The 23,646-nt window shown below is 66.5% G+C and carries 15 protein-coding genes, 2 tRNA genes and 1 pseudogene; 9 read left to right on the plus strand and 9 right to left on the minus strand.

The annotated features are described in order from the left end of the window. Positions 1–1,839 precede the first annotated feature (1,839 nt). From VNF92_01375 to VNF92_01385, 3 genes and pseudogenes are all read left to right on the plus strand, one after another. Entirely contained in the window at positions 1,840–2,526 is a 687-nt protein-coding gene (locus VNF92_01375; protein HVA56514.1) for a hypothetical protein, read from the plus strand. After that, positions 2,523–3,605: a hypothetical protein gene (locus VNF92_01380; protein HVA56515.1), complete on the plus strand. Its 1,083-nt coding sequence runs from the start codon at positions 2,523–2,525 to the stop codon at positions 3,603–3,605. The genes VNF92_01375 and VNF92_01380 overlap by 4 nt, the downstream gene beginning before the upstream one ends. 964 nt (positions 3,606–4,569) lie before the next feature. Then, positions 4,570–4,740: pseudogene (locus VNF92_01385) on the plus strand (IS3 family transposase). 742 nt (positions 4,741–5,482) lie between these two features. On the opposite strand, the gene VNF92_01390 reads toward VNF92_01385, so the two are convergent. From VNF92_01390 to VNF92_01400, 3 genes are read right to left on the minus strand one after another with little or no spacing between them, the layout of a single operon-like run. Then, on the minus strand, positions 5,483–7,387 hold the full coding sequence (locus VNF92_01390; protein HVA56516.1) for a response regulator: 1,905 nt from the start codon (positions 7,385–7,387) through the stop codon (positions 5,483–5,485). Further along, the gene (locus tag VNF92_01395; GenBank protein ID HVA56517.1) at positions 7,374–8,102 is read right to left on the minus strand and encodes a response regulator; all 729 of its coding nucleotides are present in this window, start codon (positions 8,100–8,102) and stop codon (positions 7,374–7,376) included. The genes VNF92_01390 and VNF92_01395 overlap by 14 nt, the downstream gene beginning before the upstream one ends. Further along, positions 8,099–9,856: an ATP-binding protein gene (locus VNF92_01400; protein HVA56518.1), complete on the minus strand. Its 1,758-nt coding sequence runs from the start codon at positions 9,854–9,856 to the stop codon at positions 8,099–8,101. Before VNF92_01400 ends, VNF92_01395 begins: the two co-directional genes overlap by 4 nt. 737 nt (positions 9,857–10,593) lie before the next feature. Between VNF92_01400 and VNF92_01405 the strand changes: the two genes are divergently transcribed. The 6 genes from VNF92_01405 to lexA all read left to right on the plus strand — a co-directional run bounded on the left by VNF92_01405 (position 10,594) and on the right by lexA (position 15,216). Beyond that, positions 10,594–10,959 carry a hypothetical protein gene (locus VNF92_01405; protein ID HVA56519.1) on the plus strand — a complete coding sequence of 122 codons (366 nt, stop codon included), beginning with the start codon at positions 10,594–10,596 and terminating at the stop codon, positions 10,957–10,959. Next, positions 10,952–12,340, plus strand: coding sequence for a site-specific integrase (locus tag VNF92_01410; protein ID HVA56520.1), 1,389 nt, complete (start codon positions 10,952–10,954; stop codon positions 12,338–12,340). Before VNF92_01405 ends, VNF92_01410 begins: the two co-directional genes overlap by 8 nt. Before the next feature lie 111 nt (positions 12,341–12,451). Beyond that, positions 12,452–12,536: transfer RNA gene (locus tag VNF92_01415), tRNA-Ser, on the plus strand. 118 nt (positions 12,537–12,654) lie between these two features. After that, positions 12,655–12,745, plus strand: a tRNA-Ser gene (locus VNF92_01420). A gap of 201 nt (positions 12,746–12,946) precedes the next feature. After that, entirely contained in the window at positions 12,947–14,386 is a 1,440-nt protein-coding gene (gene gltX / locus VNF92_01425; GenBank protein HVA56521.1) for a glutamate--tRNA ligase, read from the plus strand. A gap of 182 nt (positions 14,387–14,568) precedes the next feature. Then, positions 14,569–15,216 (plus strand): transcriptional repressor LexA, encoded by a 648-nt coding sequence (lexA, locus tag VNF92_01430; GenBank protein ID HVA56522.1) that lies wholly within the window; start codon positions 14,569–14,571, stop codon positions 15,214–15,216. A 16-nt stretch (positions 15,217–15,232) separates the two neighbouring features. Here lexA and VNF92_01435 read toward each other — a convergent pair whose 3' ends face one another. From VNF92_01435 to VNF92_01460, 6 genes are all read right to left on the minus strand, one after another. Further along, positions 15,233–16,084 carry a hypothetical protein gene (locus VNF92_01435; protein HVA56523.1) on the minus strand — a complete coding sequence of 284 codons (852 nt, stop codon included), beginning with the start codon at positions 16,082–16,084 and terminating at the stop codon, positions 15,233–15,235. After that, a complete protein-coding gene (locus VNF92_01440) occupies positions 16,081–17,265 on the minus strand; it encodes an aminotransferase class I/II-fold pyridoxal phosphate-dependent enzyme (protein ID HVA56524.1) in 1,185 nt (394 codons plus the stop codon). Before VNF92_01440 ends, VNF92_01435 begins: the two co-directional genes overlap by 4 nt. After that, positions 17,265–17,903 (minus strand): fumarylacetoacetate hydrolase family protein, encoded by a 639-nt coding sequence (locus tag VNF92_01445; protein ID HVA56525.1) that lies wholly within the window; start codon positions 17,901–17,903, stop codon positions 17,265–17,267. The genes VNF92_01440 and VNF92_01445 overlap by 1 nt, the downstream gene beginning before the upstream one ends. Before the next feature lie 76 nt (positions 17,904–17,979). Continuing rightward, positions 17,980–20,457, minus strand: a complete 2,478-nt coding sequence (locus tag VNF92_01450) for a helicase C-terminal domain-containing protein (protein ID HVA56526.1) — start codon at positions 20,455–20,457, stop codon at positions 17,980–17,982. 199 nt (positions 20,458–20,656) lie between these two features. After that, entirely contained in the window at positions 20,657–21,937 is a 1,281-nt protein-coding gene (locus VNF92_01455; protein HVA56527.1) for a hypothetical protein, read from the minus strand. Beyond that, on the minus strand, positions 21,934–23,640 hold the full coding sequence (locus tag VNF92_01460) for a hypothetical protein (GenBank protein ID HVA56528.1): 1,707 nt from the start codon (positions 23,638–23,640) through the stop codon (positions 21,934–21,936). Before VNF92_01460 ends, VNF92_01455 begins: the two co-directional genes overlap by 4 nt. Positions 23,641–23,646 lie beyond the last annotated feature (6 nt).

Consider the following 23,646-nt stretch of genomic DNA (forward strand, 5'->3'; position numbering starts at 1 on the left):
GATCATATTCCCATGAAGGAGCCAGGAATATGCCAGCGTCGTGTACGTACGCGGTCGACAACGCACGGGCTTGAGCGGGCGTGACCGAGCCCGGAGGGAGCGAGGCGAGTTTGAAGGTGCCGTCGGGCTGCAGAGCAGCCGTGGCGGCACCCGTCACGGCCGCTGCAATGTTTGGCCGCGCCGGACCACTCGGTGCCTCATTGCAGGCGGTGGCACCGCAGCCAAGGCAGGTCGCCAACAGCGCGCCGAGTAGGCGCATCAGATCAACTCCACCATCAAGAAACATCTGACCGCCGGGCGAGCACGGCGTCGTGCCACGTCATGCAATGAGAACAGAACGACGGCAGCACCACCGGTGTCAAGTTGTGTAATCCAACTGTCAAGACCTCTCAAGACTCTTACGTAGTATAGCGTGATTCAGATCCACTAAGATAATGTCAACCTCGCCCGCCACGACTTGTGCGGAGAGAATGGGAGACCTAATGCTTATTTCCATAAGCCAGGCCATCGCACGAGAGACGTGGACATTACGAGGACCCGCCGACGAGCGCTGCTCCAGTTCCGCGCGACATTGTCCGTGGAGCGCCTCGGGTCCAGCGACGTGTCCGATGCGTACCCGACGCCGGGACGCGTGGAAACTCAGGGCTGTGAAGTTGGTGCTGGGCGAAGGAGGTAGCGGTGGCGCAGGCGGGTCGGGAGTTTGACTTCTGCCAGGCAGTGCCCAGCCGGTGGCCGTGGACCCTTGCCAGAGTTCCGTGGAACGCCGCCCACGTGTCTCGCAGACAGCAGACGAAGCCGGAGTCGTGGGAGTTCGCCCGACTGCGCAATCAAGTGGCGCGGCTCATGGGGAACCGCGAGATCCGGAAGAGTTGTGACCTGTATCGGCAAGAAGTCGACGTGAGTTTTGATTTCGTGGCGAAGTATGTGAGGGTCACGCGGTTGTCGGTGGAGCACGAACCCACCGTCCTCTCGCAGAACGATGTCTGCGCATCGCTTTTGCGTAAGCCGACCCACCCCGCCTCGGCCTCAGCGACAACTCGCATCACGGACTCAGCGCATCAGGCTGAGCGCAGCAGCATCGCCTTCAACATATTGGACCTACGGGTCGCGGTCAGGCGCCTCCGGAGAAAGGCGTCGCCGACTTCCGGGCCATCTGGCCCAGCGGCTAATGGCACAAGGTCACGGCCGCGCTCGACGGATGCTCGCGACGCGCCGCCAATTGATCGAGGCCGGCGACGACGACGCGCCAGCACCTGACGGACTCGCCGATCGTGACGGTGTAACAGGGTGGGCCGACAACCACCGTGCGGCAGAGTCCGACCGACGCATCACATGACGAAGCCTTCTGCGACGAACCGATCGCTTTGGACGTTACCCGCGACCACCTGTTGCTGCGCCACGCTTAGCGGCGCGACAAATGGGGAACATTTCTTCTCGACCGCGAAACGCAAGCGCACCAGTCGCCAGCACATATATGTCTATGCGCAAGGGCGCGCGGCCTGGCGCCGAGGCATGGCGTCAGGGGCAACCGACGCCCAGTCAACCGAGAGCGCGAAGCAGCGGCTTCGCTCAGCGTCCATCGAACCGTGGAGTTATCGCATGCGGCAAACTAGTGGATGGCTATTGGCATGTCTTCTCATCGTGCTCGCCGGCTGTGGCAGATACCTGGATCGCCCGACAGCGCCCTCACTCCGCGAGTCAGTCCCCAACCTCACAGGATCGGTCGTCGGCGCCGCCGCCGCCGCAATCCTACCAAACGGGGAATTCGAACTGCCAAGCCAGTACACGGGAGGGTTGTCGGCGACGGAGGCCGCTAAGTTAGCGTTAGCGTATGGGCACATGGCCGGCCGCTTCCTCGAGCCCTCATGGGCGTGGGATCGCAATGGCGAACCGATTGATGTGAGTGCGCTCAAGCTGTGTGGAAGAGTGTACTTGGCGGAGAACGCATTTGCCGAGCTACCGGCTTCAGCTGGTCCCGCGCTTCAGCAACGAGTGGAAGCGCAATGGCTGGTTTTGCTCTGTGGTTCCGCTGGGGATCCAGAGGTCAGCATCGCGGTTCCCGTTCGAGACACCAACCTGTATGTCCGGTCGGACAGCGTTATCACGAACGTCGCCACGGCTTACTTCTTATCTACGGGGGTGCGTGGTGTGGCTTTCCCCCCCACCCCGGAGGATGCAGCTCAAGCTGTCGCAGCCGCGACTGGGATGCGCGTGTCGGAGGTTCCGACATTGGTACTACCGCCTCCGCCGTACCTACCGCAGCTCGCCCAATGGCGGCTGACGCTTGAGGCCCCAGCGACAGTGGTTCGGCGCGATACACACTCGGCGACGAGCACATTCGAGATTTACTTCGGCTACGGTCATGTGGTTGCCGCCTCCACGTATGGACTCTGGCTTGCCCTGGACGATGCGACGACGATGCCACGTTTACCCTTAGCCTTCCACCGCAACGGTGTCACGATTCCGCTCCTGCTACGAACGAATTACGCCGACCAGTTTGCACGTGTTGATGGGGAGGACAAATGACGCTTTCAAAGTGTCTGTCAAGCGTTACCTTTGCGGCGCTCGTCGTTGCTACCCTTGGCACCGGGTGCCCTAACGGTCAACAAACCACATGCGGTGGCGGCGGTAACAACAACGATGGGTGCGGGCACAACGAATGCAAGCCCACCGTCAACTCCGCATGGACTGATAGTCGCCTGGGCCTACAGGTCATCACGCCACCGTGTCCCTATACGGTGGGTTCGAAGTCCGCAGGTATCGGATACGGGGGCGATGACACTACGCGCCATGGCAATTTGACCTGGGACTCCCAAGCCAACTTTTATGTGTTGGACACGGTAACGGATAACACGATAATCCAGCAGACCGGCGTGCAGTTTACCGCCTTTGCGTTCGACACCAGTTTGTATGGCGCTCATTTCTTTATGACCGGTTACCCGGGCACTTATACCGTGCCCGGTAACGACACACTCACTGTGGATGAGCTCGAGAGTACGGCGGATAACATGTACTACGGTGGTTCTCCGCTGGCGTGGGAGATCATCCACGGCCACATCAACAACTCGAGTCAAGCCCTGATCGGTGCCAACGCCGCCGTGGAAGGTGCGCCGACGATGTGGCGGAGCGAGCCGGCGTGGGATACGACTGCATACGCGTTCAAGTGGATCCTAGACGGCACCCAGGTGGCCACCACCGACGAGTACACCGCGTCGCTCTCCACTGGGTTGCATACGCTGTCGAATGTGACGATTCGCACCGACAATAGCCGTGACTCGGTAGTTCTGGCTGTTAAAGCGTATGATGCTGCGATCAACGGCCCGACGACGGTTCGGCCATTCGCGACCTGCACTTGGTATGGCTCTGCTTCGAACGGCTCGTCTCCATACTCATACGATTGGACATCACCCGTGTCGTCGAGCGACCAGTATTTTACCTATGAAAACGGCTCGAACGATGGCGAGGCCTTTTATCTGACGCTGGACGTGACGGACGCGGCGGGATACGAAATTCCGCTCACCGAAACAATTCACGTGAGCACCAATGCGCCTATCTGTCCGGACGTCCCTATTCGCGGAGGGCAACTCGCCACTGGTGGGCAATAGGAATCAACCGACGATTTTGTCTCACCGTCTTCTTGAACACGGTAGAGAGAGCCGGCATGCCTTCGCGCCCTTTGGGGTGCGAAGGCATGCCACCTCCGCCTACCGGGGCCTGATCTTCCCCGCAACTTGGGGGCGCATGTATGGCGGGTCGGTTGACGTAGCAGTTAAGACGAATGCTTTAGCAAGACTCTCGGGCATGGCGTTGCAAAGTCCGTGATGGGGCCGAGCTCCGCTATAATCCCACCGCCACTGCTCGTTCTGGATCCTGGCGTCGGCGAGGTCGAGGAACCTATTCGCCGAGAGACATTCGTCCTGCAGCTTGCCGTTAATGCTCTCGATGAACGCGCTCTCCATCGGCGTGCCCGGGGGGATGAACCGGCGCTTGATCCCGCGCCGGCAGGCCCACGCGTCGAACTTCCAGTTTGTAAACCTGCTCCCATTGTCGCAAACCAGCGCGGTTGGCAACCCGCGTCGATAGGCGAGCTCCGCTCCGCCACAACGGCGATCACGGCGGCGCTCGAGAGATGTGTGTCGACGGCAATCACGAGCCACTTCCGGGTGAGGTCATCGAGGACCGTGAACGCGCGGAACGGCCGACCATCGGCAAACGTGTCGCTGCCGACGTCCATGGACCAGCGCTCGTTCGGCGCGACGGGTGCCGGTGGAACGATCCGGGGCATGCTCACGTGCTCCCGGCGCCGGTGGCGCTCCACGGCGAGATGCTCCTCGCGGTAGAGCCGCTCGGTTCGGTTGTGATTGGTCACCAGCCCCTCGCGCGCGAGGAGTCAGTGGAGCTGCGGACTCCCCCACCGCGGCCGCTGCCCGCCAGCACCCACAGGCGCCGCCGCACCGGAGCATCCCGCGCCGGCCGGTGCGACGCGTAGCGATAACTCGACGCGGCGATGCCGGCCACGCGGCAGGCGCGCCGATCGGAGGCTGGGCCGGCGGTCTGGAGCCAGGTGACCGGTACAGCCGGCCCAAGATCTTCAACACCGACCAGGGGGCGCAGTTTACCTGCGCCGCGTTCACCGGCCTGCAGCGCGGCCAAGGCATTCAGATCAGCGTGGATGGCCGGGCCTGCTGGCGCGACAATATCTTCGTCGTGTGCCTCCGGCGCACGATCAAGTACGAGGAACACCATCCCCGGATGCGTCACTCGCGTCAGACCACCAAAACGGCCCTCAGCAGAGTTTCAGGACCGACACTAGGCTAACCAGTAGCGCCAGGTGGAAATTCAGGGCGAAGTTGGAGTGACCCCCACGGGCTGGACAGAAGCAGGGTCAGGATTTGACTTTCGAGGCCGTACCTGCGGCGGCCATCATAGCGCAGACGTACCGCCGCTTTAGCACGGAGTTCAAGCTGGGCCTGATCGAAGCGTATATCGCCGTCCGCGGCCCGGGTGCTCGCAGGCTTTCCGTATGCGACGACCGCCACCGACCCCGTGGCATTCGCCGGGGTGGCGCTGCTGCTCGGCCTGGTAGCGCTCGCTGCGAGTTGGCTGCCAGCGCGCCGGGCAGCGCGTATGCCGCCGAGCGACGTATTGCGGGGCTAAAGCTGGGAGCGCGACGAATGGAGCATGGGCGTTGGCGGCTTCACCTGACCCGCGGAAGCTGATCGCGTGAAACCTTCCCTGCGGAACGACTCTCCGGTTGTCCCGCTGACAACGTGCTCACGCGTTCTCGGTCGAGCGAATGCAAGTCCGCCTGTCTAGGGGCTCCGTCTCTATCAAGAGTGGATCCAATCGGCGTGCGATCTCGAATGGTCGATCCTCAGCGGATTTCTCGTCCCGCTGCCGTTCCGAGTATCGACGGCCATCAACTGCGCGTCCCGGGCAAGCCCCTCCGGGCCGTGTCCAAGCGATTCACCGCGCGGAGCCACTATTCCGCTGGCCGATCAATGGCCTCGCGCACGGCGCGGGCGAGTTCCGCTGCTCCAAATGGCTTCGGCAGGAAGGCGAAGCCTTCGGCGTTCGGCCCCAGATTTCCGGCAGCCCCCGATGTCAGCAATACCTTGAGCTCAGGGAGTACCGTCCGCATCCGGCGCGCGATCTCGATTCCGCTCTCGTCGGGCAAGTTCACGTCCAGGATCACGAGGTCCGGCGGCGGAGTCAAGCGCACGACCACCTCGACCGCCGCCCGGCCGGTTCCCACGCTGTGGACGGTATAGCCGCGGTTGGCGAGCACCCGGCGCGCGATGCTCCGCAGCTGCTCCTGGTCCTCGACAACCAGCACGGTTTCGGTTCCGGTCAGCGGACGATCACTCACGGCAGCCGCCGGTTCCGTCGCGACGCCTTCGGCGCGCGGGAGGAACACGCTGAACGTCGATCCGCGTCCCAGTCGGCTCTCCACCGCAATGAAGCCGCCGAAACCATTGATGATCCCGTAGCTCGTGGCCAAGCCGAGTCCCGTTCCCTTATCCCGGTCCTTCGTCGTAAAGAACGGCTCGAAGAGACGACGTCGCACGTCTTCCGGCATACCGGCTCCCGTGTCTGTTGCCTCAATGACCACCCATCGGCCGGCCTGCATCCCGGGCGGCGCCTGTCCGCTCCCGAAGTCCCGATTAAACGTGCGGAGCGTGAACGTGCCCCCGTCAGGCATCGCATCTCGCGCGTTGGCGGTGAGATTGGTGATGACCTGCTCCAACTGTTGACGATCCGCGTGGACCGTGCCGAGTTCGGACGCCATCTCGGTTCGGAGTTCGATCCGCTCGCCGAGGAGGCGGCGCACAATCCGATCGGCCTCCGCGAGCAGGCCATTCGCGTTGAACATCGTGAGTTCCGTCTTCTGCCGGCGTGCGAAGGTCAGGAGTTGCCGGGTAAGCGTGGCCCCACTGCTCGCCGCGTGGCGAATGCTGGTGAGCGTCTCGCGGGCCGGCTGCACGAGGTCGGATGCGCCCAGCGCGAGTTCGGCCTCTGCGAGAATGACGGCGAGGAGGTTGTTAAAGTCGTGCGCCATCCCGCCCGCCAACCGTCCCACGGCATCGAGGCGCTGCGACTCGCGGAGATGTTCCTCAATGCGTCGCCGCTCGGTGATGTCCTCGTACAGGGCGAGCAGCCCGGTCACCCGGCCCTCGGCATCGGTGAGCGGCGCCTGCGTCAGGCGGACATCGACGCGTTGCCCGCTTCGCGTTCGTCGGGCCGCCTCAATGCCAACGAACATCTCACCGCGAAGCGAGGCCGCCCGCAGGGCGCGATCTCGATCGATGTCCTCCGTGAGGACGATCGGTGGGACCTGCTGCATGGCCTCCGCCGCCGTCCACCCGAATAGACGCGCCGCGGCGGGATTCCAAAGCGTGACCCGGTGCTCGCGGTCATACGTGATGATGGGCAGGGGCGACGCATCGAATGTCGCGCGGAGCACCTGCTGCGTCATCTCAAGCTGATGCTCCGTGCGCCGTAACCGCCACCGGCCCTCGGCCAGGCGCAGCGTGCGCACGAGGTGCGTGGGTTCCACGGGTTTGAGCAGATAGTCACACGCTTCGTCGCGCAGCGCGCGGATGGCCGTCTCCACGGTCGCGTTGCCGGTGAGAATCACGACCTGCAACTCGTGGTCAGCATGGCGGAGCTCGCGGGTCAGATCCAGCCCGTTCATGTCGGGTAGGCGCAGGTCCACGACGGCGACGATCGGCGCGGGTCGGAGATTCGCCTGCAATGCCAGGGCGGCGCGGCCATTTGGCGCCCCATGGGGAGCGAATCCATGCAGCCGGAGGATGTCGACCGCCGTCCCCCGGAGGGCGTCGTCATCATCGACGAGCAAGACGGACGGCGACTCAGCGCGTTCCATGACCGTCGAGCACGTCGAGCAGTTCGGGCACCGGGATCGGTTTCATAAACGCCGCATCGATTAGGTTGGCCGCTGAGCTTTGCACGGTCTCGGCAAGCGCCGCCGAATGGCCGCTGTACAACACCAACAGCACCGATGGGCTGACGCGCCGGATGGCGAGGATCCCGGCGCTTTGCTCCACGCCCGGCAGCTTCAAGTCGAGGATAACCGCCCCTGGGGCGTCTTGTTCCAGGAGCGCGAGCGCTTCGGGAAGGGACCGAGCCTTCGTGGGCACCAGCCCATGATCGGCCAGGAGGTCGGCCAGTGTCGTGAGGTACGCCGGATCGTCGTCCACGACGAGCACCGTCCGTGCCTCTTTCGCCGCTTCGTCCAGGAGCGCGAACAGATCGGTGAGCTCCACGGGTTTCCGGAGAATCTGAAGCGCACCCTCCGCTTCGGCCCGGGCCAGCAACTCTTGCGCCGCATACGCGGTCATAAGGACGACGCGCGTTCCGGGTCGCCGGGTCTTGATGTCGCGCAACGCCGAGACGCCGTCGACCTTTGGCATGCGCACATCCATCAGGACGACATCCACGGCATGAGCCTCCGCAAGGGCCGATGCCTCGGCGCCGTCGTACGCTCGGACCGTTTCCCAGCCCCGCAATTCCAGAATGTCGCAGAGTGTCGCCACCATGGCGCGATCATCGTCGACCACGAGGATGCGCTTCGACATCATGCCGCCGGCAATTGCAGCGTGAACGTGGCGCCATCCCCCAAGTGGCTGACCACACTGATGTCGCCGCCATTCGCCTGCGCGAGCGATCGCGAGACTGAAAGCCCCAAGCCAATGCCCCGGGCTTTGGTGGTAAATAACGGTTCGAAGATCTTCGGAAGGTGATCCGGGGCGATCCCAGGGCCCGTGTCGCGCACGACCAGTCGTACCACGCCGTTCGTCGCCTCGGTGCGGAGCGCGAGTGTACCTCCGGTCTCTTCCATCGCCTGGACGGCGTTGGTGAGTAAGTTCAGGACGACCTGCCCGATTTGCACCGGGTCGACGAGCACGTCGGTGGCGCTCACTGCGCTGCGATCGAGATACACCGATTCCGGGAGCGTCACGCGCTGGAGTTGATCTCCGATGAGGCCGGCAATCGAGACGGCCTCGCGTTGCGGCGGTTTGATGCGCGCAAAATCAAGCAGATCGGAGACGATCTTTTCCGAAAGCCCAATCTGCTGTCGGAGGATCCCTAGGTACTCGGTGGTCTTGGGATGGGGCGAGGCAACGGTGGCGTCTAGGAAATAGACTGCGTTCGCCATCACGCCCAAAGGATTCCGGAGTTCGTGGCCGACGCTGCTCGACAGCTGCCCGAGAGTCGCCAGCCGCTCTTGCTTCACCAGCTCCGCCTGGGCGTCGCGTAGCTCTGCCGTTCGACGGGCGATCTGATCTTCCAGGTGATCCCGCGCGTCGCGGACGGCGCCGGTCATACGGGTGAAGGCTCGCGACAACCTCCCGATTTCATCCGCCCGGTCCGAGGCGGGCGAGGGGTGCGCAAAATCGCCCGCGCTGATGGCTTCGGCTGCGCTGGTCAGGGACGCCAGCGGGACCGTCACGCCGCGGCTCAGCCACCAGCCGAGCGCTGCCCCGATCGCTACGATCAGCGCGGCGAGGGCTGCGTACTCCCATAACAAGGCGTGGAGGGGATCGGCGACGTGCGCCGCATCGAACTCGAATCCGAGCACGAGCGGGGTATTCGGGATCGCGGCGGTGGCCGCGAGGCGCGGGCGTCCGTCGCGGGTGTACCGCGCGAGACCTGGCCCGGGCGCCGGCCGCCGAATGGTCGCTCGAAGATCGGTCCAGAGCGTGCCGTCCGCATTGCCCAACAGGAGCGCACCGTCCGCCCCCATCAGCTGCGAGACGGTCTTCGTGCCCGCGGCGTTGGAGGTCTCGGCGGTGCGAACCTGCACGATCTGGCCCACGAGGTGCCCATCCGCGACGACGTTCGCACGGAGATCAAATGCGACGCCCGTGCCTCGCGCATACAGAGGACTGACTGCCGTGGTGTCGATTTCCGCCGTCTGGCGCGAGCGATCGTCCGTGGGCGTGACCGGCACGCCCTTGGCGAGAGCCGTGACCACCCGACCGGTGCTGTCACGCAGTTCCACGACCAGCACGCCGGCCGTATCCCGGGCTACCGTCTGCAGCAAAGAGGTGGCGTTCGTGGCCGGGCGGCCGGCGCCGGCGCGGAGTTGCGCGACGATCGCGGGATCGGCGGCTACGCCTTCCAGTGCTCGGATGCGCGTGCCGATCTGCGTTGCCATCTGCGGCGCGAATTCCTGAGCCAGGTTGGCGAGGCGGGCGTATGCCGCGCGCATGAGCGACTGGCTCGTGGTGCGGTAGGCGAGCGCGGCGAAGCTCGAAACTCCGACCAGGAGCACCGCCGCGATCAACAGCGGTAGCCGGCGTCGCAATGAGCCGCCGCCTTGAGCCAACACAGTCCTCTTCATAATGGGCACGGCGGTTTGAGTCTGGGGATCGACCGGCGGCCACTTCCCGTACCGGCTAGGAAGTCGTCCCATTCATTGGGCATCGGATAATGACGAGCGTAGGGGATTCTGGAAACGCCCGTGCGCGCCGTCACCAATTCGCAGGACCCACGGGCACCGACGCATCCGCCATGGCTGACTTGCCGGTTCATATATGCGCGTCGAGCACCTAATGGTGCGGTCCCGCGCGTCCTGGCCTGGCGATTCCGCCACCCGGGAATCCCCCTAGTAGCGCTTCGCGCCCGCGGCATGCTCAGGTGGGAGAATCGGTCTCGCGGGACGATGGGGGTTGGTCGCGGCGCTCACCAACGACGTCAGCCCATGTCGCTGATAATGTGCTTCCATGAGAATGCCAGTTCGTCAAGGCCGACGCGGCGGCTCCTCGGGTGCGAGCTGCCTTCCACGCGCCATGGTTCCAGTCGCACTCGCGCTGGGCAGGCGACCGTGTAGTACTTGAAATCACGGGCGCCAGATGGCGCCCAATGGGAGATCACGCATTACGCGTACGTGTGCTAGTTTTCTCAATCATGCCCAATGTCTGATTTCTCTCGACCGACACAATGCCCAGACGGAAATTGCGAGTCTCCCATAGGTCTCCGCGTGCGACGGACTCGCCGCCGCCGGACCGGGCGCCCAAGCGTGCGGAGGAACTACTCGGATGGCTCCTGGAGTTTCGCCAGCTATTGATGCCGGGCGAGGTGGCCGGAATCCTCCGGATCGACAAGAAGAAGGTCTATGTGTTGCCGATTCCCCGGATCGAACTTTCCGAACGCCGGGTGCGGTACGACCCACATTCTGTCCGGAGTTACCTGATCAGCAAGACGACCGGTATGCTTGACCCGACTCCCTTGGCTTCGTTCTGCACCTCGTTTGGCATGCACGGAGGCATGATGAACGCGCACGATGTCGGCCGGTTTCTTCGCGTACCGACTCGCCATGTCGGCACGCTCGACATTCCGAGCCAATCGTCCAGGGAACCCGGGCGGACGTGGCCCGCCGCGCAGGTAGCAGCTTGGCTCTGGGCACACAGACGTGAGCCGGCCCGTGATTGAGGATCGCGACGGACGGTATCGCGTCATCGCCAGGTGGCGAGGCTTCCCGTATATCTGCGTCACCGTCGGCGCCAAGAAGACCGATGCGAGCGCGTACCACGACACCCTGAAGGCTCTTCGGGATGATGGCCGCCGCGACATACTTGAATGCATCGCGAGCGGCGAGATCGATCTTCAAACGGTTCACCACTGTGTCCGCGATCGAGGGGCGCGCCGCTTGACCCTCAAGGACCTCGGCGTTGGCGCTCACACCGCGCCGAGTCTGAAGGTTCTCTACGACGCCTGGGTTGTATGGCTGAAGCTGCCGGGTACGACGTCGCCGCGCACTGGCCGGCCGTTCGCCGCCGGAACCATCGAGCGTTACGAGGACAGTTGGGGTGAACTCTTCCTGTTTCTGAAAGGACGCGAGGCGTCTCTTGCCTCCCTCACTCGCGACAAGTTGGATGCGTTCGCCGACAAGCGCATCGCGGGAGGGGCATCGCCCTCTACGATCAATCGCGATTTCACAGCCTTCTACAGCTTCTTTCACTGGATTGCTGATCATCGCTCTGAGTTCGAGTTCAACCGCCCGCGCCTGGTGAAGCGCGCGGAACCCAAGTACAGCGATCAAGACCGTCACCTGGAGCCCGAAGAACTCGAGAGAGTGCGAAGCCATTGTCCAGCCGACTGGTGGCCGCTGTTCGAACTCCTGTACCGCACGGGGCTTCGCATCACCGAGATGCAGTATCTGCAGCGTGGCGACGTAGACCTCACGCGGGGTATCATTCGTGTCGTGGACCGGCCCGCCAACCACCTCAAGTCGCGAACAAGCGAGCGGCAGCTGCCGCTCACTCCACGGGCCACGAAGATCTTTGGGGTGTTCCTCGCGAACGGCGGTACGCCAACCGGTTTCGTCTTCCCCACGCAGCTACGGCATTATGACGACGCGTACCGCTGCTTCGAGGCCGTCTGTATCGCCGCGGGACTCCACGATGACGGCGCGGGTACAGCAGATGAAATCGCAACGATCGAGAATCGGATCGCCGCCTCCGATGGCAAGCCGAATGTTGAAGACGTGCGGAAGCTCGAGCAGTTGAGGAAGCGTGGGCCTCAGATTCGAGCGACGCGCAGCCTTCACAGTCTCCGTCATACCTTCGGGGTCGCCTGCGCCCGTGCCGGTCTGCATTCCACGGTAATCCGGGACCTCCTGGGGCACAGCACCGTGTTGACGACCGAGCGATATATGCGCTACGCCGCCGATGCGACTGAAGGGCGGCGTCACGCGAAGGCCATCGAGCAGGCGTTGTCCGGAAATGGATCAAGGCGCCGGAAGGTTACCCCAAATTTACCCCAAAGCACGAAACGAGGCCCTGGTGGTCGGCGCCCGCGGCACCCCAGATAGCCGCGTATTCCAGTATCGTGTGGATGTTCTCGCGTAGCGCTCTCACTCTGAAGCAAGCGACTTTTCGTGTGTGTTGCGCGGACCGACGCGGCCCGCGATCTTAGGAGTCTGGGAGGGCTGGCAGAACGGCTATTGCACCGGTCTTGAAAACCGGCGCCGCGAAAGCGGCTTACAGGTTCGAATCCTGTGCCCTCCGTTGTCCGCCGTAGCGCATGCCCGCCGACGGCCGCCCCTCGGCCAAGCCGAACGCTCCCACGACCGAATCGGGTTGAACCCCGCCCCCCCCACGTCTAGATTCCGCCTCTCGCACCGCCGGAGACGTGGCCGAGAGGCTGAAGGCGGCGGTTTGCTAAACCGTTATAGGGCCTAAAAGCTCTATCGAGGGTTCGAATCCCTCCGTCTCCGTGTACTCCCCGCCGAGATCGTATACAAGGCGGGGGACCAGACCCCGACCGGGGGTAACGCACATACCAATTGTAGGAGAGTACGAGGGTAGGAGAGTAGGTTGGTGAGACGGCGGGACGGCCTGACCGTCTCGCCGTCTTCCTTATTACTACCCTCCTGCCCTCCTACCCTTCTACCGTCCTACTCTCCTACTCTCTCCCTATGACCGCCCCCCGCCTCCGCTTCGCCCCTAGCCCCACCGGATATCTCCACGTGGGCGGCGCGCGCACGGCGCTGTTCAACTGGCTCTACGCCAAGAAGTACGGCGGCCAGTTCCTGCTGCGCATCGAAGACACCGATAAGGCGCGCAGCACCGAAGCGAGCACGCGCGCGATCTTCGAAGGACTGGAGTGGCTGGGGCTCACGTGGGACGAAGAGGTCGTGTACCAGGGCGCCAACCTGCCACGCCACCAATCCGACGCCCGCCGGCTGCTCGACGCGGGCGCAGCCTACCGCTGCTTCTGCACCCGCGAGGAACTCGACGCGCGGCGCGCCGAGGCCGAGGCGCGCAAGGAGTCGTTCAAGTACGACCGGCGGTGCGATGCGCTGCCCCGCGAAGAGGTGGACCGCCGGGTGTCGGCGGGCATGCCATTTGTGATCCGCTTTCGCGTGCCCGACGGCGCGACGAGTTGGACCGACCTGGTGCACGACACGATCAGCTTCCCCAACAAGGACATCGAGGATTTCGTGATCCTCCGATCCGACGGGACGCCGATCTACAACCTGGCGGTGGTGTCCGACGACATCGCCATGCGGATCACGGTGGTGATGCGCGGCGACGACCACATCTCGAACACGCCCAAACAGATTCTGCTGTACGCCGCGCTGGGCGCCGAGCTGCCGACGTTCGCGCACCTGCCCATGATCCACGGATTGGACGGCAAGAAGTTGAGCAAGCGGCACGGCGCCACGGCCGTGGCCGACTACCAGCACATGGGGATCCTCCCCCAAGCGATGCTCAACTTTCTGGCCCTCCTCGGCTGGTCGCCGGGCCGCGACATCGAGGTGATGACGGTACCGCAGATGATCGAGTTGTTCAGCGTGGACGGGTTGCTCAAGAAGGCGTCTGTGTTCGACACGGCCAAGCTCGAATGGATGAACGGACAGCATCTGAGCCTGCTCGCGAGCGCCGAGATCGAGCCGCGGGTGACGCCGGCCCTCGTCAAGGCAGGGCTGGCCACGGCGAGCGAGCTGCGGGAGCGGCACGAGTGGTACCTGTCGCTACTCGACCAGCTCAAAGTGCGCTCACGTACGATCGACGACATCGTGCGGCAGGCCGCGCCCTTCCTCCAGGACGAGATCACCTACGACGCGGCAGCCGAGGCCAAGCAGTGGAGCGACCGGCCCGCCGCGGCCGAACTGCTGCACGCGACCCGCGACGCGCTGGCCGGTGTGGCCGAGTGGGAGGCCGCGCCGATGGAACTGGCGCTGCGAGGGCTGGCCGACGCCAGAGGCCTGAGCGGCGGTAAGGTATTCCAGCCGCTGCGCGTGGCACTCACCGGCCTCGGCGTGAGCCCCGGCATTTTCGAGGTGCTCGTGCTGCTCGGTCGCGAGCGATCGCTGGCGCGCATCGACGCGGCAATCCATCATCTCAGCGCGTGACCGCGGGTCGGGCCGCTCGGCGGGGGGCCGGCCACGCGACCGTCGGGCTAATCCCGACGGCTTTGCCGGGGAAACATATGTTGACCCTCCGCCGCAAAAAGCCGTACATTCGTGGCCGAACGCGGAGCACGCGATCGCTGCTTGCCGCAGCGGCGCGCCCCCGCCGCGGACGAGGCCGGCCGATGACGGAGCCACTTACCCAGTTGGAACGGCGCGTCTATCACTATTTGATAGACTTCCTCGCCGAACATACTTACCAGCCGAGCATTCGCGAGATCGCGAAGAAGTTCCGCATCAAGTCCACCAAAACGGTGTCGGACCTGCTGCACTCGCTGGAGAGCAAGGGGTACATCCAGCGCGACGAATCGCGCTCGCGCGGCGTGCACATTTTCGGATTCGCGGCGGCCGGCGCCACGCAGCCCGTGCCCTGCCTGCCGATGTCGGCGGCGGGCGAAGCCGGCGCGCTGCCCCATACCAAGCGCTACATCACGATGGACCGCCGGTTCCTGCCGGGCGACGACGTGGTGTTCCTGCGCGCCGCGGACGACGCGGTGAGCAGCCGCGGCATCCTGGCCAACGACTATGTGATGGTGTCACCGTCGGCGCGAGCCAAGGACGGCGACATCGTGGCGGCGCGCGTGGGCGGTCTGACGACGGTACGCACGCTCACCCACCGCGGGGCGACGATCGTGCTCGAAGGCGCGGCGACGACGCCGCCCATCGAAGTGGGCCCGACCGACGACTTCGCGATTCTGGGCGTGGTCTGCGGGGTGTTCCGCCCGTTCGTGGAGAACGAACCCGCGCCGCCGGAACCGCTGCCGGCCGACTGAGGGCTCGCCGGGCGCGTCAGTGCGAGGATGAATCGGGCGGGGCCGCGTTTCCCGCCCGCTCCTTCTCCCGCGCTTCGTGCAGCTTCTCGTTGCGCGCACGGATGCGTTCGACCGCTCGCTTGAACTCGTCCTCGGTCACGGACATCTGCGCGTGGAAGAGCAGGTCCTCGCGCATCCCCTCGTCGTACCGGCTGTTCAACGTGGGGTTGGCCTGCAGCCTGAGCGGCAGCAACGCGAACAGCGCATTCGGAATCATGAACTTGCCGAGTTGGATGCCCTGCTGATCCCACCCGTACTTCTTGCCGTCCTTGGTGACGGTCCAGTCGCCGGGGGTGCGCTGGTGCCCCGCGGCCTCGAGCGAATCGAGCATCGCACCGTAGACGTCGGCCACCATGCTGTCGATCTTCTCGGCGGGCGTCTTGAGCGGCAACGCGAAGTAGCCGGGCTCCACCTTGATGCGGGCGTCGGGCAGCGCGGGCACGACGCCGGTGGCGACGCCGGCCCCGCCCGGCACGCCCAGTCCATTGCCGGTACCGCCGGCCGCCTGCGCCGGCGGCACGGCGGTGGGGATCGTCACGGGCACCTGTGAGGGAATCGCGGTAGGCGCGACGAGCGGCGCCGGTCGTCCGGCCCTGGACGCCGCGGCCTTGGCGGGCGTCTGCACCGACGACGGCGCCACCTGTCCCACCCGCACGTAGTGGAGCGTTTCGGGCTTGATGTGCTCGGCCGCCGAGTACCCGCCAAGCAGGATCCCGATGGGATATCGGAACACCATCTGCGCAAGCAGGAGCGCAATCGCCAGGTGGAGGGCAATCGATGCCGCGAAGCCGCCGGGCGACCGTTTCCGGCGATCGAATTGCCGGATCACGTCACGCCCGCGGTGAGGGATTGGAGCACGCGGCCGGCGCGGCGCGCCGCCTCGCCCAATCGCTCGGGATTCGTGATGAACGAGATGCGGAAGAACCCCTCGCCCCCCTGGCCGAAGCCGGAGCCGGCGAGCACGATCACCCCCTCGTCCTCGAGCAGCCGCTCGGCGAACAGCGCGCTGGGAATTCCCTCGGGGAGCGGGATCCACAGGTACATCGTGGCGCGCGGCGTCTCGCATTCGAAACCGGCCGCGCGAAACGCCGCCACGGCAGCGTCGCGGCGCTGCCGGAACACGGCCACGTTGGCCGGCACGAACTCCGCGTAGCTGTCCAGTGCCGCCACGGCCGCCGCCTGCACCGCCTGGAACGAACCGGTGTCGGTGAACGATTTGACGCGGGCGAGCGCGGCCGCGATCTCGGGCCGGGCCACGGCCCACCCACAGCGCCACCCGGTCATGTTGTAGGTCTTGGACATCGAGTGGAATTCGATGGCCACGTCGCGCGCGCCGTCGATCTCGAAGATACTCGGCGCCACGTACCCGTCGTACGTCAGTTCGCTATATGCATTATCATATACGAGCAGGAGGTCCAACTCGCGGCAGCGGCGCACCGTGCGTTCGAGGTAATCGCGCGGGGCGACGGCCGACGTCGGGTTGTTCGGATAGTTGAGGTAGACGATGCGCGACCGGCGGAGCACGTCGGCGGGCACGTCGTCCAGCTCGACGAGAAAGTTGGTGCGCGGCCGGAGGGCGTACGTGTACACCTCGCCGCCGGCGAGCCGCGTGCCGCCGGCGTACGAGTTGTAGCCCGGTTCGGGCACGATCGTGGCCTGCCCCGGATCGACGTACGCCAGCGCGAGGTGGGAGATGCCCTCCTTGCTGCCGATGAGCGGCACCACTTCACGCATCGGGTCGAACCGCAGTCCGAACCGCTTGGCCATCCACGCCGACACGGCCTCACGGAACTCCACGAGCCCGATGCCGAATCCGTAGCGGTTCATGGCGGGCACGGTCGCCGCCTCGGCCAGCCGCCGCTGCGCTGCGGGCGGCGGCATCAGATCCGCGTCGCCCGGACCGAGATCGATCACGTCCACGCCCGCCGCCAGCAGCTCGCGCTTGCGCTGCGTGGCACGGGCCATGGCGTACTCGGGCAGGGTGTCCAGGCGATGCGCGGTCTTGAGCACTAGGTGTGCATCCTGACGGGGTTGCGAACGGTGCTGAAGCCCGGAACGTCCACTTGTACCTCGTCGCCCGGGGCAAGGGTCCCGACGCCGGCCGGCGTACCCGTGAGCACCAGGTCGCCCGGCACGAGCGTCATCACCCTTGAGATATACGCTAACAGAGCCGGAATCGTGAAGACCATGTGCGTTGCCGACCCCCGTTGGCGTTCCGTGCCGTTTACTTGGGTGACCACGGAAAGCGACGACAGGTCGGCCGGCGGGGCGTGGGGCGCCCCCACGGCGCAGAACGTGTCGAACCCCTTGGCGCGGGTCCACTGCGAATCGGACCGTTGGAGGTCGCGTGCCGTCACGTCGTTGGCGGCGAACACGCCGCCGATCGCCGAGCGAGCCTGGTCTTCGGACGCGTGGCTGAGCGACCGCCCCAGGAGGATGCCGATCTCCCCTTCGTATTCCACCTGCTTTGACATCGCGGGGAGCACGATGGGTTGCCCCGCCGGAATGAGGCTCGAGGGCGGCTTCAGGAAGATCAGCGGCTCGGCGGGCACGTCGTTGCCAAGTTCCCTGGCGTGTTCGGCGTAGTTGCGCCCTACGCAGACGATCTTGGACGGAAGCGCAAAGGGCAGCGGAGCGGAGGCGGGCATAGCGGGAAGTTAGCGGCTGGCGAGGCCACCGGCCATTTGCGGCCCCTTCACCGGACGCGGCCGGCCGTTGTCGGCGCTAGTCCGCGGCGTAGAAGCGGCGGATCACGGGGCGCAGGTCCTCCCACGGCTCCATGACCCGGAGCGCCGGCGGAAGTCCGCGCAGCAGTTCGGCGCCATACCGTGCCGTGACGATGCGCGAATCGGCGATCACCACGGCCCCGCGGTCGGTACCCGAGCGGATCAACCGTCCGAATCCCTGCTTGAGCTTGAGCGCGGCGTCGGGGATCATGTAGTCCTCGAATGGGTCCCCGCCCCGCTGTTCGATGGCTTCGCAGCGCGCCGCGGTGAGTGGTTCACCCGGCACGCGGAAGGGAATCTTGGCGATCAACAGCGCGCGCAGCGGCTCGCCCGGCACGTCCACCCCCTCCCAGAACGAGGTCGTGCCGAGCAACACGCCGCGCCCCGATTCCTGGAAGCGCGTGAGCAGGCGGTCGCGCGAGTCCTCGCCGTGCACGAGTAGCGGCCACCGGCGCTCCACGTTCTTGGCGCGCAGCAGTTCGGCGGCGCGGCGCACCTCGCGGTGGCTGGTGTACAACACGAATACGCCGCCATCGGACGCATCGGCGAGGTCGAGCAGCATGCGCACCACGGCGTGTGCGTGGCGCTCGACGTCGCGGTTGGGCGCGGGCGTGTCGGTGGGAATGGCGAGCAGCGCCTGGTGCGCGTAGTCGAACGGCGATGGCAGGATGCGCGTGACCGGCTCCAGGTCCGACGTCGTGAGCCCCAGCCGGCCGGCCATGAAGTCGAACCGGCCTTCGGCGGCCAGCGTGGCGCTCGTGACCACCGCCGTCCGGACCCGCGCGAACAGATCCTCGCGCAGAATGGGGGCGAGGTCCAGCGGCACGCTCGATACGGCCACGGCCCGATCTCGGCCGCGCGCTTCGATCCATCGCACGGTCTCGCTGCCCGGGTTGGGATCGAGTGCTTCGCGCAGCGCATCGCCGGCCCCCTGCAGTCGGCGGGAGACGGCGCGCATCTCGGCGAGCATCGGTGCCGCGTCCTCCGCGCGCTGGCTGCCCTCGAGGCGCTCGCGCACCAGCGTCAGCCCCTCATCGAGCAGCGACAGCTCGCCCAGCGTGTTCTCCAGCGATACACGCAGCCCGCCGCGCCACGCGGGGTGCAGCGCGAAGTCGTCGGTGAGGCGCAGCACCTGCCCGCCCGACTGCGCCAGCAGCTCGTCGAGCACGTCGAACAGGATGGCGCTCTTGTCTCGCGCCGAATGGACAGACGGTGCGAGGCGCTTGCCGATGAGGTCCAGGCTCGCCTCGCCGAGCAGGTCGCGCGCCGATGACAGCCGGGCCACGAGCGTGGGCAGCAGGCCGCGCCCCCTCCGCTCGAGCCGATTGAACAGGCGCTGCAGGCCGCGGCGCGTGACGCTCGCGCCCAGGTGAGCGGCGGCGGCGTCTTCGAGGTGGTGCCCTTCGTCGATCACGATGCGCCGGTACGACGGGAGCACCGCGGCCTCCTGCCAATTCTGCGACGCGCGGCGCACGGCGATGTCGGCCAGCAGCAAGTGGTGGTTCACCACCACGACGTCGGCCTGCGCGGCGGCCCGGCGCGCCTTGAACAGGAAGCAGTCGTTGAAATGCGGGCACTGCATGCGCGTACAGAGGTCCGACTCGGCGGCCACCTCGTCCCAGATCTCGGGCGACGGCGCCGTGACGAGATCGCTGAGCGAGCCGTCGGTGGTGCGGCGCGCCCATTTCGCGATCGACTCGAGTTCGTCCTGCGTGCCGTCCTCGAACAGCGACGAGCCCGACGCCCGCGCCTGCTCGAGCCGCGCCAGACAGAGGTAGTTGCGCCAGCCCTTGAGCAGGGCGAAGCGCACCTTCTGGTCGGTGAGGGCCCGCGCGAGAAAGGGCAGGTCCTTGCGCACGAGCTGTTCCTGGAGGTTGATCGTGTTGGTGGACACGACGGTGCGTTCGCCGTTGGCGGCGGCCCAACGCAGGGCCGGCACGAGGTAGCCGAGCGACTTGCCGATGCCGGTGCCGGCCTCGAGCATCGCCACGCCGCCGTCGTTGTACGTCTGCGCGACCAGCCGCGCCATCTCGCGCTGCGCGGGGCGGTCTTCGTACCGCTGGTGGATGCCGGCCACGGGGCCGCCCGGCCCCAGGTCGCGCGACAGCTGGTCGAGATCGATGGGCCGGGCTTGCGCTTCGTGCGGCACCTCGACCACCACGTACAGGCGGGAGGCGGCGTTGTCGATGATCGCGAAGCCGATGCCGTCGTCGTGCAGGCGCGCGGCCACGGCAAGGTCGGCGTCCGAGGGATCGAGCACGCCCGAGGGGTGGTTGTGCACGAGGATCTCGCCGCGCTGCGCGAACCCGGGCAGGGCCAGCACGCTGGTGACGTCGCCGCGGGAGACGACGCGGCCGGTCTGGAACACACCGTCGGCGTCTTCAGTGCAGACGAAGCACACCTCGCGGCCCCCGGCAAGTCCGATCGCCGCGCGCAGCGCGGCGGCGACTTTGGGGCTGAGGCGCGACTCCGGCATGCCACAAACCTAACCCGTGGGCGGCGGGCACCACAGTTCAGGCGCGGCGGGCGGGATCATCTTGCCGCAGAGGGTCGCGATCTGGATGGTGGAGCAGTTCCAACGAGTGAGTTGCTGTTGCCGTTCAGATCCGCCGCATCCGTCTCATCCGTCAGATTGCAGTTCTGGCACTTGCGCGTGTCGTTGCTGTTGAGGCGTCCTACGTCTTGAGCGGCTTCTTCCTGGCCGCCGGGAACAGGACATTGTTGAGAATGAGCCGGTACCCGGGGGAGTTCTTGTGGAGCGACAGGTCGGTGGGCGGATTGCCGATCGCGTGCTCGGGGTCTTCGGGATCGTGGCCGCCGTAGTAGGTCCACGTTCCCTTGCCGTAGTCGCCGTGGAGGTATTTGACCCACGGCGTGCCCTCCTCGAAGGCCAGCACGACGTCGCTGGGCTTGAGGGTGGTCTTGGTGAAGCTGGTCGTGACCCCATAGAAATCGTTGATCACGCTCCGGTGGTCCTGCACGAGCATCGACGCCACGGGATCGAACTTGGCCGAGAAGTTGAACAGCGTGAACGTGCCCAGCGGCTGACGGCGGGCCGGGTCGTTCACCTGGTGGCCGTCGATGTCGCTCATCGAGTTCACGTAGGGCGACATCTCGAGGTGGGCATCGCGGAAGGCGAGGGCGCGCGACCAGTCCATCTTCCGGTCGGCGTCGGGGTCCATGGGTGTGCCGTCGGAGAAGGGCTGCGCGATGTCCACGTCGTGGCCGGCCAGCGCGAGGTCCAGCGTCTCGGTGGCTCCGCACATCGCGAACAGGAAGCCGCCGTTGGTCACGAACTGGCGGATGCGGTCGGCGACGTCCTTCTTGAGCGCCGGCACATTCGCAAACCCATATTTCCGAGCCGTGGTGAGCGCGGTCTGCACCATCTCGATGAACCAGGGCGCGTCGCGGTACCCCAGATAGAACTTGTTGAACTGCCCCGTGAAGTCCTCGTGGTGCAGGTGCAGCCAGTCGTACTTGCTCAGGTCGCCGTGTTCGACCTCGTCGTCGTAGACCGGCGTGTACGCGATGCCCGCGTACTTGAGCGCGAGCGTCACCGCGTCGTCCCACGGCGCGGCATCGGGCGGCGTGTACACGGCGATGCGCGGCGCTTTCTCCAGCGGCACCGAGTCCATGTTCGAGTCCTGGATGAGCGCGCGCACCGACGCGAGCTTGGCGTCGTCCATCGGCTCGACGGTGACGCCGTCCAGCGCCGCCTCCGTGCGCAGTTCCTCCACGTCGGGCAACAGGAACGACCCGCCCCGATAGTTGAGCAGCCATTCCGATTTGAGCCCGGCCTTGAGCGCCCCGAAGGTGAGCCCGTACGCCTTGAGGTGGTCGGCCTGTGCGTCATCCATGGGCACGAGCACGTGCGCCACGTCGAACCGCGGCAGCCGCACGAAGCGCGCCCCCACGGCGGCCACCGCCATGTGCCGCAGCCAGTCGCGCCGCCTCATGCCTGCACCGCCGCGGCCGCAGGGCGTCCGCCACCCTGGCCGCCCCCGGGAATGGACTGACGGGCCAACTCCAATTCGCGCCGCGCCTGCGGCACGAGCGCGCTCTCCGGATACGTGAGGATCATGTGTTCCAACCGCTGCAAGGCGCCGGCCGCGTTGCCGCTGCGGCGCAACTGGCGTGCCCACGCCAGCTCCGCGCCCGGCGCTTCGGGGCTGTCGGGAAAATCCTTCAGAATGCGCGCCCAGATCCCCACCGCCGCGCTGTCGGCGTGGCGGGCCTCGTCGATGCGCGCCACCAGGGACAGCAGCGCGGACGCCGCATCGGCGTGGCCGGCCGCGGCCTGCGTGAACGCGGTCGCGGCGCCGGTCGAATCGAGCCGCGCCAGGGCGAGGAACGCCCGCCCCACGTCGGGAGCGCTGTCTTCCGGCATGCGCGTGATGAGCCCCAAGGCTTCGGCCAGTTCGGGGGAAGCGTCGGTGGAGTTGCGGAGCATGGCGCGGGCGCCGGACAGGTTTCCCTCGTAGAGCGCCAGCCATCCCGCCGCGTCGCTGGAGTCGGCGTCGGGGCCGGCGCGATCGAGCGCCGCCCGCGCGCGCTCGAGATTCCCCGTGCGCACCCAGCCGAACGCCACCGATCGTTCCAACGCTTCGAGCTGCACCGGAAGCAGCAGGTGCGCGAAGCCCTGCACGAGCGCGTCCGCTTCGGCCGGCTTGCCGGCCGCCGCCAGCGCCCGCACGCGCAGCGGCAGCACCGTTGCCGCAGCGTTGGCCGAATCGACGCCGGACGCGGGGGCGAGGGCGAGCGCCGTTTGCGGATCGCCGGCGTTGAGCGCGGCCGCGGCGGCCTGCAGGGCGAGCGTGGGCGAGGCGCGCACGTGCAGCGCGGCCACGTACGCGTCGCGGGCCAGCGCCCATCGCTCTTCGGCTCCGGCGCGCGCCGCGAAGTCCAGCCACGCATCGATGCTCGCGCTGTCGGGGCGGAGATCCCGCAGCGCGGCCCACGCGTTGCCGGGCGATCCCCAACTCATCTCCAGTTCGGCCAGCGCGCGGCGCGCGCCGAGATCCACCGGCAGCGAGCGGAACGCGGCGCGCACCGAGTCGCGCGCGCCCTCCGGCGCCGGCGCCAGCGCGTACGCCGCCGCCTGGTCGAGATCCGGATTGGCGGCCAGCGCGCCTCGCCACGCCGCGGCCGACGACGCCCACTGGCCGAGCGCGGCGCGCGACTCCGCGAGTTCCATCTGGAGCGACGACGTGGTGCCCAAGGCGAGCCCGGCCAGCCGAATGATCGAGTCCGCCTCGACGGCCCGGCCGTTCTGCAGCAGGAGGCGCGCGTACTCGCGGTACGGATCGGCCGAGCCGGGAATGGCCTGGACCCAATCCTCGAACGATCGACGCACCATGTCGTCGCGCGCCAGCATGCTGTAGGCGCGCAGCTGCACGCTGCGGAACACCGGCTCGGTAGGATTCTGCGCGATGAGCGAGTCGAGCGGCACGAGCAGCGAGTCGGTCTGGTGCAGCTCGGCGTACACGCGTTCGAGCCCGAGCATGGCGTTCACGCGGTCGGGGCCCTGCAGCGCCGTGCGGTACAGCGGCGCCGCCGCGCGGTAGTTTCCGGAACCCTCGAGGTCGAGCGCGCGGTAGAAGGCCGACGTGTCGGCCCGCTGCGCGCTGGCCAGCGCGGGCGCGAGGAGGGCGATGGCCAACGCGAG

This window comes from Gemmatimonadaceae bacterium, from assembly GCA_035533015.1.
Lineage (GTDB): Bacteria > Gemmatimonadota > Gemmatimonadetes > Gemmatimonadales > Gemmatimonadaceae > JAGWRI01.

What these genes read in the sequence shown, in the direction of transcription:
- VNF92_01375 (HVA56514.1), top strand. Translation starts at nt 1,840, where the DNA reads ATGGCCGGCCGCTTCCTCGAGCCCTCATGGGCGTGGGATCGCAATGGC.
- VNF92_01380 (HVA56515.1), top strand. Translation starts at nt 2,523, where the DNA reads ATGACGCTTTCAAAGTGTCTGTCAAGCGTTACCTTTGCGGCGCTCGTC.
- VNF92_01390 (HVA56516.1), bottom strand. Translation starts at nt 7,387, where the DNA reads ATGGAACGCGCTGAGTCGCCGTCCGTCTTGCTCGTCGATGATGACGAC.
- VNF92_01395 (HVA56517.1), bottom strand. Translation starts at nt 8,102, where the DNA reads ATGATGTCGAAGCGCATCCTCGTGGTCGACGATGATCGCGCCATGGTG.
- VNF92_01405 (HVA56519.1), top strand. Translation starts at nt 10,594, where the DNA reads ATGCCGGGCGAGGTGGCCGGAATCCTCCGGATCGACAAGAAGAAGGTC.
- gltX (HVA56521.1), top strand. Translation starts at nt 12,947, where the DNA reads ATGACCGCCCCCCGCCTCCGCTTCGCCCCTAGCCCCACCGGATATCTC.
- lexA (HVA56522.1), top strand. Translation starts at nt 14,569, where the DNA reads ATGACGGAGCCACTTACCCAGTTGGAACGGCGCGTCTATCACTATTTG.
- VNF92_01445 (HVA56525.1), bottom strand. Translation starts at nt 17,903, where the DNA reads ATGCCCGCCTCCGCTCCGCTGCCCTTTGCGCTTCCGTCCAAGATCGTC.
- VNF92_01450 (HVA56526.1), bottom strand. Translation starts at nt 20,457, where the DNA reads ATGCCGGAGTCGCGCCTCAGCCCCAAAGTCGCCGCCGCGCTGCGCGCG.
- VNF92_01455 (HVA56527.1), bottom strand. Translation starts at nt 21,937, where the DNA reads ATGAGGCGGCGCGACTGGCTGCGGCACATGGCGGTGGCCGCCGTGGGG.